Annotated in this window: 8 protein-coding genes; 1 reads left to right on the top strand and 7 read right to left on the bottom strand. The window is 73.4% G+C overall.

The window, feature by feature from the left end; genetic code table 11:
* Nucleotides 1-742 precede the first annotated feature (742 nt).
* From ACIO1C_RS18660 to glmS, 7 genes are all read right to left on the bottom strand, one after another.
* Nucleotides 743-5,554 (bottom strand): HEAT repeat domain-containing protein, encoded by a 4,812-nt coding sequence (locus tag ACIO1C_RS18660; RefSeq protein ID WP_401864668.1) that lies wholly within the window; start codon nt 5,552-5,554, stop codon nt 743-745.
* A 71-nt stretch (nt 5,555-5,625) separates the two neighbouring features.
* Complete coding sequence (gene tsaE, locus ACIO1C_RS18655; RefSeq protein WP_401864665.1) at nt 5,626-6,264, bottom strand: tRNA (adenosine(37)-N6)-threonylcarbamoyltransferase complex ATPase subunit type 1 TsaE; 639 nt, start codon at nt 6,262-6,264, stop codon at nt 5,626-5,628.
* Nucleotides 6,236-7,522: an alpha/beta fold hydrolase gene (locus ACIO1C_RS18650; RefSeq protein WP_401864664.1), complete on the bottom strand. Its 1,287-nt coding sequence runs from the start codon at nt 7,520-7,522 to the stop codon at nt 6,236-6,238. The genes tsaE and ACIO1C_RS18650 overlap by 29 nt, the downstream gene beginning before the upstream one ends.
* Nucleotides 7,519-8,772 (bottom strand): alanine racemase, encoded by a 1,254-nt coding sequence (gene alr / locus ACIO1C_RS18645; protein WP_401864661.1) that lies wholly within the window; start codon nt 8,770-8,772, stop codon nt 7,519-7,521. Before alr ends, ACIO1C_RS18650 begins: the two co-directional genes overlap by 4 nt.
* A 1,276-nt stretch (nt 8,773-10,048) precedes the next feature.
* Nucleotides 10,049-11,536 carry an NAD(P)H-hydrate dehydratase gene (locus ACIO1C_RS18640; protein WP_401864658.1) on the bottom strand — a complete coding sequence of 496 codons (1,488 nt, stop codon included), beginning with the start codon at nt 11,534-11,536 and terminating at the stop codon, nt 10,049-10,051.
* Nucleotides 11,537-11,640: 104 nt separating this feature from the next.
* Complete coding sequence (locus ACIO1C_RS18635) at nt 11,641-12,009, bottom strand: holo-ACP synthase (protein ID WP_161308771.1); 369 nt, start codon at nt 12,007-12,009, stop codon at nt 11,641-11,643.
* Nucleotides 12,010-12,068: 59 nt separating this feature from the next.
* On the bottom strand, nt 12,069-13,916 hold the full coding sequence (gene glmS / locus ACIO1C_RS18630; protein ID WP_401864655.1) for a glutamine--fructose-6-phosphate transaminase (isomerizing): 1,848 nt from the start codon (nt 13,914-13,916) through the stop codon (nt 12,069-12,071).
* Between the two features lie 170 nt (nt 13,917-14,086).
* On the opposite strand from glmS, the gene ACIO1C_RS18625 reads away from it, so the two are divergent.
* Complete coding sequence (locus tag ACIO1C_RS18625) at nt 14,087-16,093, top strand: hypothetical protein (protein ID WP_401864652.1); 2,007 nt, start codon at nt 14,087-14,089, stop codon at nt 16,091-16,093.
* Nucleotides 16,094-16,291 lie beyond the last annotated feature (198 nt).

The following is a 16,291-nucleotide window of genomic DNA, read 5'->3' as shown; positions in this document are numbered from 1 at the left end:
ATGCCTCCTGGGGCTGCGGGGGCAAGCGTAAGTTAGGTAGACCTAACCACCTCTGGATACCATGTGACCATGCTCGGCATGGCGCGCGCAACATTTTCCCGACGCTTTGTCGGAACGTGTCGCCCGGTGCTTGGTTGCGCTTACTGATGTCCTCAATCGCCGGACGGGCTTGGGTGTGCCGTGGTGACGGGGGGCGGGGCCTCCGGAGGCACGTATGTCCGGACTGCATGTTTTACGTCGCGTTCAACCGGTCCAATTAGCAACGATCGCCATGCGACACAAAACACGCTCTACGTCCGGACACACGCACCTCCTCCGACCCCACCCCCCTCACGCCGCCGGGAGACTCAACGACCCCGCCCGCCCCGGAGCCTCTACCGCGCAGTGCATGCGCGCGGCTTACTGATGTCCTCAATCGCCGGACGGGCTGGGTTTGTTCTGACCCGGGCCTGGGAGGGGGACGGGCAGGGGTCGTGTCCGGAACGTAGAGCGTGTTTTGTGTCGCATGGCGACCGTTGCTAAGACAAGTTGCTGAACGCGACGTAAAACATGCAGTGCAGGACACGACCCCTGACCGGCCCCCGGCAACCGACCCGCACCCAGGCCACCCGGCCGCAGCGGCACCACCAAGCCCGTCCGGCGATTGAGGACAACACGAACCGCAACGCGGTCACCGAGAACGCGCGGCCCCCCGGCCCCAGACCGCCCGTCCGGCGATTGAGGACAACACGGACCGCAACGGTCACCGACGCAAGGCCGACAACACCACCGCGAGGGCCTCCTCATAGCGGCCACGGCGATCCGGCCGCGCCCGCCCCACCGCATACCTCAACGCCGACACCGAGCAACCGCCCATCTCCGCCAGCCCGGCCACCGCCGCCCCCCGCACCAGCGGATCCCCATGTTCCAGCAGCCCGACCAGGGCCCCCGCAGCCGGGGCCCAGTGGGCGAACGAAACCACCCGTATCGCCATCCGCACCACGTCCGGCCGAGGATCGGCCAGCAGCCGCTCGCTGAACCGCAGATACGTCCGCCGCTCCAGCAACACCCGCGAGGCCCGATGCGCGTGCAGGCGGACACCGGGCCGGGGGTGCGTCAGCAACCCCCCGAGGAGCTCCTCGATCAAGTCGAGCTCGTCGCGCCCCAGTTCACCCCCCGTAATCCCCTCGTACGCCTCGGTCAACCGAGTCAGCCCCCGCCGTATCCGCTCCGGAGCGCCGGCGCCCCCCGCACGGATCAGGTCGAGCAGCTCGCGCGGATCCATGCGACGGATCCCCCGCGCGGCCACGCCGGGCACGCGCCGCGCCGTCAGCGCCGCCAAAAAATCCCCGTCCCGCTCCCGCGCATCCGCGCCACGCAACGGCCCCTCCGCCAAGGAGGCATCCAGGCGATCCGCGAGAGAATCGTGCCCCTCGGCCCGCAGCAACCCGCACGTCCTCTCCAAGGCCGGAGTACGCAGCGGCCGACGGCCGTCCAGCAGGTCCAGGAACCCCCACGCACGCCCGTCGAGTCGAGGGCACAAGATCTCCGCGAGGTCGTCGACAGGCACACGCCGGAGCACCCGCCCCACCTCCTTCCCCAGCGCGGGCGGATCCTGCTCCCACCAGTCGAGTAGCACCGGGGCCAGGGGGACGAGATCCCGCGCGTCGAGCTGGGCGCACACGCGCGCGACCCGGTCGTGCCGGATCCCCTCGGCCCTCAGGTCAGCCTCGCCGAGGGCCCGCAGCGCACCCGCCAAGCCACCGCCGCCGACCGCCAGGTCCACGCGGCCGTGGAGGAACGCCAGCAGGACGGGCCGTACCGCCTCCGGCTCCGTCCACCCCGCCAGCGCCGCCGCCGCGGCGGTACGACGCTCCGGGTCCGCCGCCTCCAGCATCGCCAGCAGCCGCTCCCGCAACGCGGCCGAACGCGGCTGGTCCAGATCGTCGGCCCGCACAGCCCGCGCCGGGAACGCGGCGCGACCGGCCTCCTCCGCAAGCGTCCAGTCCGGTACGTCCAGCGGTCGCAGCGCCGTCATCCAGTCGAGGAGAGCGGACCTGGCCTCGGGAACGGCCGAGGGGAAGGCCTCGATGAGCGCGGCCAGCCGCTCCCCGGGCTCCAGGGTGACGGCGTCCCGGCCGCGGAATTCCTCCAACGCGCCGGCCGACCGGACCGCAGCGCCAAGGTCCCCCCGCCACGCCACCGCCACCGCACCGGCGACCACCGCCTCCCCCACCGCGAACGCCTCCCGCAGCACCTCGCTCTCGGCCCGCCAGGGATCCGCCCCGAGCCGGGCCGCCGTGAGCGCACGATCGGCATCGGCCCGGACCAGCACCGCCCCAAGGCGGCGCAGCAGGGCGAGCGACGACGGCCCCGGGGCGCAAGGCAGCGCGCGTACGGAGTCGGCGGCGACCAGCTTCTCCACGGCCGAGAGCTTCGGCGCCACCGCGTCGAGCAGCGTGAGGAGGGCGCCCCGGTCCTCGCTGTCCCGCGCACCGAGCGCACCGAACGCACCGAACGCACCGAACGCACCGAGCAGGACGTCCACCGAACCCGCCCACACGGCCAGTTCCCCGTCCGTCCACGGCTCCGGGCAGAGCCTCAGCGCCAGCCTCAGGATCCGCCGGCTCCGGACGGCAGGTTCGGAGACGGCTAGGCGGAGCCAGTCCGCCAGCAGCGGGCGCAGCGCCAACAGGTCCTCCGTGGAGTGGAGTTCAGGCCGCTCGGCCACGCGACCTGCGGCAGCCGGGTCCCAGCCCCCCGTCACCAACGCCCACACGTCCGCGTCCCGTTCCGGCTCCGGCCCCGGCCGGCCCGTGTCCATCCCGTGCTCCGCCAACGCCGTCGCCAGATCCGCGACCGACCCCGACGCGAGCCGTACCCGCCCGGCCACCACCAGCGCGAGCAACACCCGTGCCACCGGCGACTTTTGCGCCACCAGCGCAAGAACCGCCCGCGCCGTCAGGACGCCGTCGAGGCCCTCCAGCAGCAACCCGCGAGCACGATCGTCCGCACTCCGTTCCGCAGCGACCACAACGGTCGCCCCGTACGCCTCGCCGAGGATCGCGCGCAGCGCCTCCACCAACGCCTCGCGCAGTCCCGGGTTGTTGTGCCGCCCCAGCCAGAAAAGCAGCTTCGGGACCGCCGCCGGGGCGCCCGCGCGGATCAGCACCCGGGCGGCGGTCTTCTTGATGTTCATGTTCGGGCGGTCCAGACACGCGGCCACCGCGACGGCGGCCCAGCGGGCGCGCGCGTGACCGAGCGCGAGGAGCGCCTGCCGGACGGTCTGGATGTCGGCGGCCGTGGTCAGCGCGATCAGGGACGCGGACAACGCCCGCGCGTCCCGCCCTCCGCCCCGGCCGCCGTCCTCCCCGCCCGTCTCCGCCACATCGCGGGCGAACAGCGCGATCGTCTGCTTGCGTACATGCCGGTCGCGGTGTCGCAGCAGCCGGTGCACACGCGCGCGCGTGCCCGGGTACGGCGCGCGGAGCAGCAGTTCGAGGAGGATCACCTGCTCGCCCGGCGTCACCCCCGGCCGGTCGAGCAGATCCAGCGCCAGGGTCGCGACCAGCGCGTGACCGGCCTCCTCAGCGTTCGCCGCGTCGAGCAGACAGACCGGTCTGATCTTCCGCCGCCCGTGGAGACGGCCTCCGAGGGCATGCAGCGCGTCCACGACGTTCTGGGGTACGACGGGCTGTCCGGTCGCCGATCCCGGGGTGGTTCCTGCCGGCTGTTCCCAGAGGTACGGGTCCCTCGCGGCTTCCGCCGCTTCCGTGGCCTCCGGCACCACCGGCTCCCCGGACTCCCCCGCCTCCGCCAGATCGGCCACCACGCGATACAGCAGATCCGAGAGGACCGGCAGCGTGCCCGCGCTGCCGTGGTCGGCCAGCCCGCGCAGCGCGGCCCTCGGCTCGCCGGGGTCCAAGTGCGAGCTGAGAAGCGCCAGTTCGGCCGCGTCGGGGCCGCCCAGATCGGCGGCGACACGCGCGGGCAGATCGACGGGATCGAGACGACCCAGCAGCGCGCCGCGCACGGCGGGGTCGTCGTTGAGGTGCCAGAGCAGTTCCAGGGCGTGGTTCCGTACGGAGCGCAGGTGGGGCGCGATGGGCCCCACCCTCGCGTACGCGCGGTCCAGCCCCAGCCCCTCCCGCAGGGCCGCCACCGTCCGCTCGCCGCCGATCGCCTCCAGCGCGCGCAGCGCGGCCGTGGGCGCCACGGGCAGCAGCGCGATCACCGCGTGCTCGGCCCCGGTGTGCCGCAGCGCGCGGATCGCGTCGAGGAACGGCGCGGGCGCGGGCGCCGAGGGAAGAAGCCGCGTGACCGCCTCCCCGACGGGCCCTCCCTCTCCCCCATCGCCCGCCCCCTGCGCGGCCAGGGCGACGAGGAGGGCCAGCCTGCGGGGCCAGCCCGGATCGTTCGCGCCGGCGTCCCGCACCACCTGGAGCATCGTCTGCCGGGAGGTGAACAGGATCGTCGCGACCTCCCCCGGGTCGATCGAGTGATCGGCGAGCGCCAGGCCGATGACGGTCGGGACGTCCGTGTCGCCGGGGAAGTGTCCGCGCCGGTGCAGCCCGCTCAGGCACGTCACCACCGACCCGCCGAGAAGCAGCGGGTCCCGGGCGGCGAGGGCGGTCAGTTCACCGATGTCCTCGCGCCCGACCAGATCGCCCAGCGACTCCATCGCGCGTCTGCGCAGGCCGGGCGGCAGCTCGGAATCGCCGGCGACCCGGCGCAGCAGGCCGCCGTGTCCATGGTGGGCGGCCACGGTGAGCGCGGCCTCGGCGGCCTCGGGGCGGGCCGCGACGGATACGGCGGTGAGGTGGGGCGTGAGCCGTACCGACGGCACGGGGTCCAACGCGGCCCAGGGCTGGGCGAGTTCGCGCAGCGCGGCGACCACCACCGTGTCCCCGGCGGGGTCGCCGCCCCCGCCCGTCAGGCGGAGCGTGTGGGCGCGGACGGTGGCGGGCGCGAGGAGGCCGGCGTGCAGTGCCTCCCTGGCCAGCCGCAGCGCCGCCGACCGCAGCAACGGGTCCTCGCTGCGGGCCAGTTCGGCCACCAGGTCCGCGGGCCGGTGCGCGTCGGTGGCGGTCACGTCGCGTATGGCCCGGTGGAGGAGTTCGCCGGGGGCGTCACGGATCACCCCGGGTTCGTTGAGGAGTTCGGCGCGGAGCCAGGCGATCCGTACCCGTACCGGCAGGTGGTCGGCCGCCCGCCACGACGGGAGTCGACGACCGCCGAGGTACGGCCCCAGGCGCGCGTACAGCCCGGCCAGGACGAGCATCTCCTCCGGCGTCCGCTCCGGGGGTCCTTCGACCGACTCCGGGAGCAGCAGGGCGAGTGGGGCGCTGCCGCCGTCGGCCAGGACGCGCTCGGTGAGCAGGACCAGCCCGAGGTACCGCACCCGCGCGTCGTCGTGCCCGACGAGTCGGCGGAAGAGGTCCGGCGTACAGGACCGCGCGTCGAGCCGGGCGGACAGCCGGCCCACGTCGGCGCGTCGCAGGGCGTCGAGCAGAGGCCCGTCCGGCGCGGGCCCGGCCGACCCGGGCCCCTCCGTGGCTCTCCCGGTGGGCGTCATCGTCGGGATGCTAGCGGGGCCGTACCGTACCCGGCCAACAGATTTCGTACGAACGGTCAAGGGTCCGGCGGTCAGTGCGCCGGGCGCACCAGCGACCCCAGGTCCGCGTCGGCCCACCGCGTGCCCACGCCCGTCACGGTGACCTGGCGGCGGTCGTCGTCCGTGGCGCCGACCACGCGGTCGATGAGGACGTGGAGCCGGTCGTCGGACAGTTCCTCGACCTTGCCCTCGCCCCACTCCACGACCACCACCGAGTCGGGCAGCGAGACGTCCAGGTCGAGATCCTCCATCTCGTCCAGCCCCCCGCCGAGCCGGTACGCGTCGACGTGGACCAGGGCGGGTCCGTCCCCCAGGGATGGGTGCACGCGGGCGATCACGAAGGTCGGGGAGGTCACGGCGCCCCGGACCCCGAGGCCCTCGCCGAGCCCGCGCGTCAGGGTCGTCTTGCCCGCGCCCAGCTCGCCGGTGAGCATGACCAGGTCGCCGGGGCGGAGGAGGGAGGCGAGCCCCAGGCCCAGCTCCCGCATGCGCTCGGGGGAGTCGACGATGAGGACGAGCGGGGCGGCGCCGGGGCCGTCGGATGCCAGGGGCTCAGGTCCCACGGCGTGCTCAGGTCCCACGGCATGTTCAGGTCCCATGACGGGCTCAGGTCCCATGACGGGCTCAGCTGCCACGGCGGGCTCAGCTGCCGGGTGGTGCGGTCGTTCCATAAGTGCCCACGTTAGTCTCCGTCGGCACCGCCCCGACGCGCGCCAGCAGGTCGGCGAGCCGGTCCGTCACGGCTTCCGGGTGTTCCAGCATCACCAGGTGGCCGGCGTCCGGTACGAGCACCAGCTCCGCGTCCGGCAGCAGGCCGGCGATGGCCTCGCTGTGCGAGCTGGGGGTCACCAGGTCGCTCACCCCGGCCAGGATCAGCGCCGGGACCTCCAGGAAGACCTCCAGCGCGGCCGTCTTGTCGTGGTCGGTGAAGGCCGGGTAGAACTCCGCGACCACGTCGATCGGGGTGCCCTCGATGAGCCGCTCGGCGAACCGTACGACGGCCGGATCCACGTCCTTCGAGCTGAACGAGTACCGCTTGATCAGCCCCGCGAACAGGTCGGCGGTCGCCCGCCGCCCCCGCTCGACCAGGTCGGCCTGCGAACCGAGCGCCTTGAGCACACCGGGCAGGACCCGGCGTACGGCGTTCACGCCCGCGAGCGGGAGGCCGTAGTTGACCTCGCCGAGCTTGCCGCTGGACGTTCCGACGAAGGCGACGCCGACCACCCGTTCCCTTATCAGCTCGGGGTACTGGTCGGCGAGGGCCATGATCGTCATGCCCCCCATGGAGTGACCGACAAGGACGAGCGGCCCTTCGGGCGCCGCCGCGTCGAGGACCGCCTTGAGGTCGCGGCCGAGCTGGTCGATGGTGACCGGGACGGCGCCGGGACCCCGCTGGGAGGCGCCGCGCGCGGACCGTCCGTGGCTGCGCTGGTCCCAGTGGACGGTACGGACGAGTCCGTGCAGCGCGGCGCGCTGGAAGTGCCAGGAGTCCTGGTTGAGGCAGTAGCCGTGGCTGAAGACGACAGTGACGGGCGCGGGCGTACGCCGTCCGAAGAGCCGGCGCCGCCGGGGCGCGGCGGCGCTCGCCTTTCCTGCCTTACCGTCCTTGGCCCCCTTGCCCGCCTTGCCGCTCTCCTCAGCCTCCGCCTCGTCGATCTCGTAGTACAGCTCCGTACCGTCGTCGGCGAGCGCCGTGCCGGGGGTGCCGCGCAGACCGCCGTACGGCCCCGACGAGTCGAGCGCGAGCCGCGCCTTCTTGCGCATGCCCCGGCCGACGGTGAGGCGCTCGATCGCGACACCGGCGGCGGCGCCGGCGGCGATGACGCCTATCGCGGCCCCGGCGACCCCGGCCCGGCGCCAATTGCCCGCGGCCGAGGCGAGGGCGGCCACTTCCTCCGCCACGTCGCCCGCCGCGCTGCTCTCGGTCACCGTGGGCTCCTCGTGGTCGTCTCGTTGTCGTGGACCTCGTTGACATAGACGCGGGGAACGCGCGCGCCGATGCGGGTGACGATCTCGTACGCGATGGTCCCGGCGGCCTCGGCCCAGTCCTCGGCCGTCGGCTCGCCGTGATCGCCGGGGCCGAAGAGGACGGCGGGGGTGCCGGGCTCGACGACGTCGTCGCCGAGGTCGACGACAAACTGGTCCATGGCGACCCGCCCGGCGACCCGCCGCCAGGGGGTGCCGCTCGCCCCCGCACTTCCATCTCCCCCGACCAGCACGGGCCCACGGCCCGAGGCGTGGCGGGGGACGCCGTCGGCGTACCCGAGGGGCACCAGGCCGAGGTTGGTGCGCTGGGGGGTGATGTAGTGATGGCCGTAACTGACGCCGTGGCCCTCGGGGACCTGTTTGACCAGGGCGACGGAGGCGGAGAGGGTCATGACGGGCCGCAGGCCGAAGTCCTGGGGGGTGCCCAGCGCGGGGCTGGGGGAGATGCCGTACATGGCGATGCCGGTCCGTACGAGATCGAAGTGCGACTCGGGGACGGTGAGGGTGGCCGGGGAGTTGGCGATGTGCCGTACCTCGGGCTCGATGCCTTCCTTCTCCGCGTACGCGAGCATCTCGTGGAAGAGGTCGAGCTGCGCGCCGATGGAGGGATGACCGGGCTCGTCGGCGCAGGCGAAGTGGGACCACAGGCCGGTGACGTGGACCTGGCCGGCGTCCTGGGCGGCCAGGGCGGCGGCGACGAGGGCGGGCCAGTCGGCGGGCTGACAGCCGTTACGGCCGAGGCCGGTGTCGGCCTTGAGCTGGATACGGGCGGGCCGCCCGGCCTCCCGGGCGGCGGCGGCCACCTCGCGCAGGGCCCACATGCCGCTGACACCCATGTCGAGGTCGGCTTCGATACCGGCGCGCCAGGGGTCGCCGGGGGTCCAGAGCCAGCACAGGACACGACTGCGGATCCCAGCGGCGCGCAGGGCGAGCGCCTCCTGCGGCGTGGCGGTGCCGAGCCAGCCGGCGCCGGCTTCGAGGGCGGCCCGGGCGACGGGCACCATCCCATGCCCGTACGCGTCGGACTTCACGACGGCCATCAGGTCAGCACCAGGCTGAGCACGGGCGCGAAGCGCTTGTACGTTGCCTCGCAGAGCACCGAGATCGATCTCGGCGCGGGCGCGGGGGGGTGGGGGCGCGTCGTGCGGCTGATCGTGCGGCTGGTCCTGGGGCGCCTGAATGTTTCCGGTCATCAGGGCCAGTCTCTCAGAGCGGGGGGCTGTGGGGGTTGAGGTTGAGGTGGGCCGAGGTGGGATGGTCTGGCGCGGGTCCGGGCCGAGGGGTAGTCGGGTGTGGCCGGTCTTGTGTTGGTCGGCGTGGGGCCGCCCCTTGCTGTTGAGTGTCGCGGGTCCGGTCCGGGCGTCAAGGGCGCTCCTGCGGAGCGTCGGCTTCGCCGATTGCGCTGCGCTTCACCCTTGACCCCCGGCCCGGCCCCGCAAGGGAAGGCTGGGGGGGGCGGCCCGGGGGAAGGTCCCCCGGGGGGCCTGTTTGTTCCTGGGGTTTCGCGCCGGGCCGCGCCTCTCGGCGGGGTGTTGCGCCCCACTTGAATGGGGCAGTCGGTCTCAGTTCGGCGGCTGGCGGGCCGTCCGTTTGCCGGTGCGCAAGCACCGTGTCTGTGGTGAGTGGGTGGTGGGGCGGATGTGGCGGGGGAGGCGGCCGTCCGGCCTGTTTCGGCGGGTTGTGTGCTCTGAGAGCCCATTAACGAAACACAGGACACAAGACCGGGGAGGAAGGGCCCGCAGGAGGCCTCAAAGCCTGGGCAAATGGGGCATATGACCTGTTAGGGGTGGGGGTGGGCAGTCCCGGCGGCCGGCTGGCACCCACCGGCCCGCACGCAAGCACCACACCCGGGCCGGGTGAGTGGTGGGGCGGATGCCGCCTGCTGGGGTGGTCATCGGGCCCGCTTCGGTGGGTTGTGTGCTTCGAGAGCCCCTTGATGAAACACAGGACACAAGACCCAGCGGGAGAAGCCCCCAACGGGCCTCAAGACCTAGGCAAATGGGGCATATTGGCCGCCGGGATGGGTGCGGCCCCGCCTGGCCCCGCAGCTGACCACGGATCTCAGACACGGTGCCTGCACACCCACCGACGGACGGTGGTTGGCCGCCGAGACGACTCGCCACCGCCCCATTCAAGTGGTGCGCAACACCCCGCCGAGAGGCGCGGCCCGCGACGAAACCCCAACCTCCCCCGGGCATTACCGGGGGACCTTCCCCCGGGCCGCCCCCCTCGGCCTTCCCTAGCGGGGACGGGGCGGGGGTCAAGGGTGACCGAAGGTCATCGGCGAAGCCGACGCGACGCAGGAGCGCCCTTGACGCCCGACCCGGCCCCGCGACAATCAACAACCAGGGCGGCCCCACGTCACGAAGAAAAGACCGGCCGCCCCGAAGTACCCCTCGGTCTGAACCCGCACTAGACCGTCCCACCTCACCCTCAATCCCCACCTCACCCTCAACCCCCGCCCCACCCTCAACCCCCCACCACACTCCTCCAAGCCTCCCCCACCCCCTCCGCCACCTCATGCGCCGCCACCGGTGCCCCCCTCGACGCCAAGCGGCCCGCCAAGCCGTGCAGATATGCCGCCGCCGACGCCGCGTCCCTTGCCTCCAGGCCCGAGGCCAGCAGCGAGCCCGCCAGGCCCGACAAGACGTCTCCGCTGCCCGCCGTCGCCAGCCATGGCGTGCCCGTCGGGTTCACCCGTACCGGCACCGCCCTGTCCGGGGAGGCGATCAGCGTGGTCGAGCCCTTGAGCAGTACCGTCGCGCCGTACCGTGCCGCCAGTTCCCGTACCGCCGCCAGCCGGCCCGACTCCACCTCCGCGCGGTCCACCCCCAGCAGTGCCGCCGCCTCCCCCGCGTGCGGGGTGAGCAGGGTCGGCGCGGTACGCGCCCGTACCGTCGCCGGGTCCAGCAGCCGCAGGCCGTCCGCGTCGACCAGGACCGGGACGTCCGAGGCCAGTACGTCCGCCACGCCCGGTCCGTCGCCCAGCCCCGGCCCCACCGCCCAGGCCTGCACCCGGCCGGCCTTCGACGGCGGGCCGTCGTGCACCAGCGTCTCCGGGTAGCGGGCGATCACCGTGCTGCCGCCGGGCCCCACGTACCGCACCGCCCCCGCACCACCCCGCAGCGCTCCCGCCACCGCCAGCACCGCCGCACCCGGGTACCTCGCGGAACCGGCGACAATCCCGACCACCCCCCGCCGGTACTTGTCGCTCTCGCCCGTCGGTTTCGGCAACAGCCGCGCCACGTCCTCGTGCTGGAGCGCCTCCACCTCCGGTACGGACGGCAGGTACGGGCCCAGGCCGATGTCCACCAGCCGCACCGCCCCCGCGTACTCGCGCGCCGGGTCGATCAGCAGCCCCGGCTTGTACGCGCCGAAGGTCACCGTCGCGTCCGCCCGCAGCGCCTCCCCCATCACCTCACCGCTGTCCGCCTCCACCCCGCTCGGCAGGTCGACGGCGACGATCACCCCGCTCCCCCCACGCGCCGCCCGCGCCACCGGCACCGCGTCGGGGCGCAGCCCCCCGTGCCCGCCGATGCCCGTGATGCCGTCCAGCACCAGATCAGCCACCGCCAGAACCTCGAACGGGTCGTCCACGACCCGTCCGCCCTTGCCCAACAGCGCCGACAGACCGCCTTCGTGCGTACGGTCCGGCGCCAGCAGCACCGCCGACACCCGCGCTCCCCTGGCCGCCAGCCGCGCCCCCGCGTACAGCGCGTCGCCACCGTTGGCGCCGCTCCCGGCCAGGACGACGACCTTGGCCCCGTACACCCGACCCACCGCCGAGACCCGACCCACCGCCGACTCCCGACCCACCGCCGACCCACCACCCAGCAGGTCCGCGCAGGCCGCCGCCAGCCCGGCCGCCGCGCGTTGCATCAGCGCGCCCTCCGGCAGCCGGGCCATCAGCTCCCGCTCGGCGTTCCGTACCGTCTCCACGCTGTAAGCAGTCCGCATACGCCCATCTCTCCGTCCACACCCGGCCCACACGCCAGCCAACCGACCTACCCCCGCACCACCACCACCGCCGTCCCCTCCCCTCCGCCTCCCCTCCCCCTCCCTCACCCCTCCGCGATCACCACCGCCGAAGCCACCCCCGCGTCATGGCTCAGCGACACGTGCCAGTTCCGTACCCCCAGCTCCGCCGCCCGCGCCGCCACCGTCCCGAGCACCCGCAGCCTCGGCTGCCCGCTCTCCTCGACGTACACCTCCGCGTCGAGCCAGCGCAGCCCCCCGGGCGCGCCCAGCGCCTTCGCCACGGCCTCCTTCGCGGCGAACCGCGCCGCGAGGGACGCCGTACCGCGCCGCTCACCGCTCGGCAGCAGCAACTCCCGCTCCGAGAAGAGCCGTTCGACCATCTGGGGAGTACGCAGCAGCGACTCCCCGAACCGGTCGATCTCCGCGACGTCGATCCCCACCCCGATGATCACCCTGAACCCACTCCCTCACTCACGTACTCACGTACTCACTCGCTCACTCGCTCACTCGCTCACTCCACCGTCACCGACTTCGCCAAGTTCCGCGGCTGGTCCACCTCGTTGCCCCGCGCCGTCGCCAGCTCGCACGCGAACACCTGCAACGGCACCGTCGCGACCAAGGGTTGCAGCAGTGTGGGCGTCACCGGGATGCGGATCAGATGGTCCGCGTACGGTGCCACCGCCTCGTCCCCCTCCTCCGCGATCACGATCGTGCGCGCTCCCCTGGCCCGGATCTCCTGGATGTTCGACACGATCTTGTCGTGCAGCACCGACCGGCCGCGCGGCGAGGGTACGACGACCACCACCGGCAGGTCCTCCTCGATCAGCGCGATCGGCCCGTGCTTCAACTCGCCCGCCGCGAACCCCTCGGCGTGCATGTACGCCAGCTCCTTCAGCTTGAGCGCACCCTCCAGTGCCACCGGGTACCCCACGTGCCGCCCCAGGAACAGCACCGTCTTCTTGTCCTTGAGCGAGCGCGCCAACTCCCGTACCGGCTCCATCGTCTCCAGGACCCGCTCCACCTCCCCCGAGATGTGCGACAGGTCCCGTACCACCGCCCGGATCTCGTCGCCCCACTTCGTCCCCCGCGACTGCCCCAGGTACAGCGCCACCAGGTAGCACGCCACCAGCTGCGTGAGGAACGCCTTCGTGGACGCCACGGCGACCTCGGGGCCCGCGTGCGTGTACAGGACCGCGTCAGACTCCCTCGGGATGGTCGAGCCGTTCGTATTGCAGATCGCCAGCACCTTCGCGCCCTGCTCCCGCGCGTGTCGCAGCGCCATCAGCGTGTCCATCGTCTCGCCGGACTGGGAGATGGCGATCACCAGCGTCCGCCGGTCCAGGATCGGGTCGCGGTAGCGGAACTCGCTCGCCAGCTCCACCTCGCAGGGGATCCGGGTCCAGTGTTCGATGGCGTACTTGGCGATCAGCCCGGCGTGGAACGCCGTCCCGCACGCCACGATGACCACCTTGTCGGCCTCCCGCAGCACCTCGGCGGAGATCCGCACCTCGTCCAGCGACAGCCGGCCCTCGGCGTCGATGCGCCCCAGCAGCGTGTCCGCGACCGCCTTCGGCTGTTCGGCGATCTCCTTGAGCATGAAGGACTCGTAGCCGCCCTTCTCGGCCGCCGAGGCGTCCCAGTCGATGTGGTACGCGTGTGTCTCGGCCGGCGCGCCGTGGAAGTCCGTCACCGTCACACCGTCCCTGCGCAGCTCGACCACCTGGTCCTGGCCCAGTTCGATCGCCGACCGCGTATGGGCGATGAAGGCCGCCACGTCCGAGGCCAGGAAGGCCTCGCCCTCGCCCACGCCCACCACCAGCGGGGAGTTGCGCCGCGCGCCCACCACCACGTCCGGCTCGTCCGCGTGTACGGCGACGAGGGTGAAGGCGCCGTCCAGGCGCCGGCACACCTGGCGCAGGGAATCCGCCAGGTCGCCGCAGGCCGAGAACGCCTCGGCGAGCAGATGCGCGACGACCTCCGTGTCCGTCTCGGACTCCAGGCCGTGGCCGCGGTCGGTCAGTTCGGCGCGCAGGGCGGCGAAGTTCTCGATGATCCCGTTGTGGACGACGGCGACGCGTCCGGCGTTGTCCAGGTGGGGGTGGGCGTTGAGGTCCGTCGGGCCGCCGTGGGTGGCCCACCGGGTGTGCCCGATGCCGGTGGCACCGCTCGGCAGCGGCTGTTCCGCGAGTGACTTCTCCAGGTTGACGAGCTTGCCCGCCTTCTTCGACGTGGCCAGACCGCCGTCCGCGAGCACCGCGACCCCGGCCGAGTCGTAGCCCCGGTATTCGAGTCGCTTGAGGCCCGCGATGACCACATCGAGCGCCGACTGTCCACCGACATAACCCACAATTCCACACATGTCGGCAGCCTAAGGCGCGGGACGCCAGGCCCCGGGTAGCCAGGCCCGTACGGTGGCCCCGGCCTTGCCGGTGGGGATGCCCCGGGCTTGTCGGTGCGGACACCCCAGCCCTGCCGGTGCGGACACCCCGGCTTTGCCGGTGCGGACACCACAGCATTGAATGGGGCTTCGTGACACTTCGTACGCTGATCGCCCTGCCCCGGATGCTGCGCCACGGCGCCACCGTCGGCGCGGACCTGCCGCCGGACACGGCCGTCGTCCTCGACCCGGTCCACCCGGATCTGCGCGACGCGCTCCGGGCGGCGGCGGGCAGCGACCACGGGCCCGCGCGGGATCTGCTGGCGGCCACCCGGCGGGGCGCGGAGTGGGAGCGGCGCGGTATTTTCGTACCGCAGCTGGCCAGGAACGCCCTGCACCACCGCGGCTGGCTGGACGCCTGGCTGGCCGAGGCGCCGGAGGATCCGGACGCGGTGCTGGTCAAGGCCGAGCTGTGTGTGGCGCAGGCCTGGGAGATACGGACCGGTTCGCGCGCCCAGGATGTGTCCAAGGACCAGTTCCAGGCGTTTTTCGCGCTGCTGGACGACGCGGTCCCGGTGATCAGTACGGCGGCCGAGCTGAACCCCACCGATCCCGTGCCGTGGCAGATCGCGCTCACCCACGCGACGGGCAGTCAGGCGCCGCGCGAGGTCTTCGCCGCGTACTGGGCGGAGGCGACGGCCCGCGCGCCGCACCACTACGGCTGCCACCGCGCGGCGCTCCAGTACCTGTGCGAGAAGTGGCACGGCTCGCACGAGGAGATGTTCGACTTCGCGGAACAGGCGGCCGCGGAGGCGCTCCCCGGCTCGCAGCTGCACGCGCTGCCGCTGCTGGCGGCGGTCGAGTACGAGGTGGCGGCGGACCCCACGACAACCGCCGCGACGGCCGACACCGCGCTCGGCGCGCCCCGTAACCGCCCTGTCCCCGCCATCACCCTCCACACCCCCTCCGGTGCCTCCCGCACCCCGGCCCGCACCCGGATCCACGCCGCGACGGAACGGGCCCTGGCGCTGTCGGACGCCCACCCGCCGGGCGATCCGGACGCCGCGACCGTACGCAACCACCTCGCCCTGACTCTGATCCTGGCCGGGCGGCACGCGGAGGCGCTGGAGCAGTTCAGGCGGATCGGCACGCACGCGACGGAGCTTCCGTGGGCGTACTTCGGGGAGGCGCGGGAGGAGTTCCTGGACTTCCGCAGGGGGGTACGGATGGAGGTCGCGGCGCGCATCAGATTCTTCTCGACACCCGTACCGCCGCCGCTCCCGCCCGCGCTCCCCCTCCCCACCGCCTCCGCCGCCTTCTCCCTCGCCGTCGTCGCCGCGCCCCCGCACAGGGTCGCGGAGGCGGCGCTGCTCTGCGGGGTCCCCCTGCGGATCGCACCGGCCGCCGACGGCGCCATGTCGTACGTCGAGCTGGCCGCGAACGCCACCCCGGGCCGGCGCGCCCGGCTCCTCGGCGAGGAGGGGCTCACCGCCGCCGCCGACACCTTCACCACGGGCGAACGCTGGCCGGCCCTCGTCCTCCACCGCACCGCCGACCGCCACGGCTTCACCCTCCTCCGCAAGGGCAAGAAGGTGGCCGCCCACGAGTGGGACGAAGCGGCCCCGGTCCCCGACCAGGCGACGGCGGCGGCCACGGCGGCGGCCCTCGCCAAGACGTACGGCGTCGCCGACCCGCGCCCCCTCACCGCCCTCCTGCGCGGCGCCAACGCCCCGGCGGACCGGCAGCGGACGCTGCTGGGACTGCTGGGCCTGCCCCCGCTCCCCGAATCCTTCGGCACCCGGCCCGAGGCCCTCGCCGCGCTGCCGGACGCCCATGTCCTGGTCAGCAGGGGCCTGTTGACCGGCATCAAGGAGTCCTTGGCATCGGCGACGTCGTCGGCCGCCGGGAGCGCGCCCGCCGGGAGCGCGCCCGCGCGCAAAAGGCCTCCCCACGCCGTCTTCCCCCGTGCCGCCTTTCCCCGCCCCCGGGGCTGGTGGCTCCTCCACGTTCTGGGCCTGTGCCTCTTCGTGCCCGCCGCGGCCTACGCCTGGTGGTCCCCGGACATCGGCCTCCTCCGGGAGGTCAACTCCACCCTCGCCGCGCTCTGGATGACGACCCGCGTCACCCGCGCCTGGCGCCAGCGCCGCGACCGTACGTGACCCGCGCCCGGCGACGGGCACCCGTACCCACCCCCTCACAGGCCTGGCCCCGGAAACTCCCCGACCCCCTGTCAGTCCCCGGTGCTAACCTGCGCCTTCACCTCACGCACACATCGTGTGGACCCCGTTCCCAGGGCCGTACGCGCGGCGCGCCTTCTTCCGCCGCCCACCCCCGGCCCGTCCCGTACCGAGGACCGT

It is taken from the genome of Streptomyces sp. NPDC087420, from assembly GCF_044744165.1.
GTDB lineage: Bacteria > Actinomycetota > Actinomycetes > Streptomycetales > Streptomycetaceae > Streptomyces.
Note: the sequence above shows the minus strand (reverse complement) of the source record. Positions and strands in the feature narration are given on the sequence as shown.

Coding starts and splice junctions, on each gene's coding strand:
- tsaE (WP_401864665.1), bottom strand. CDS start 6,264: ATGGAACGACCGCACCACCCGGCAGCTGAGCCCGCCGTGGCAGCTGAG.
- alr (WP_401864661.1), bottom strand. CDS start 8,772: ATGACCGGAAACATTCAGGCGCCCCAGGACCAGCCGCACGATCAGCCG.
- ACIO1C_RS18660 (WP_401864668.1), bottom strand. CDS start 5,554: ATGACGCCCACCGGGAGAGCCACGGAGGGGCCCGGGTCGGCCGGGCCC.
- glmS (WP_401864655.1), bottom strand. CDS start 13,916: ATGTGTGGAATTGTGGGTTATGTCGGTGGACAGTCGGCGCTCGATGTG.
- ACIO1C_RS18640 (WP_401864658.1), bottom strand. CDS start 11,536: ATGCGGACTGCTTACAGCGTGGAGACGGTACGGAACGCCGAGCGGGAG.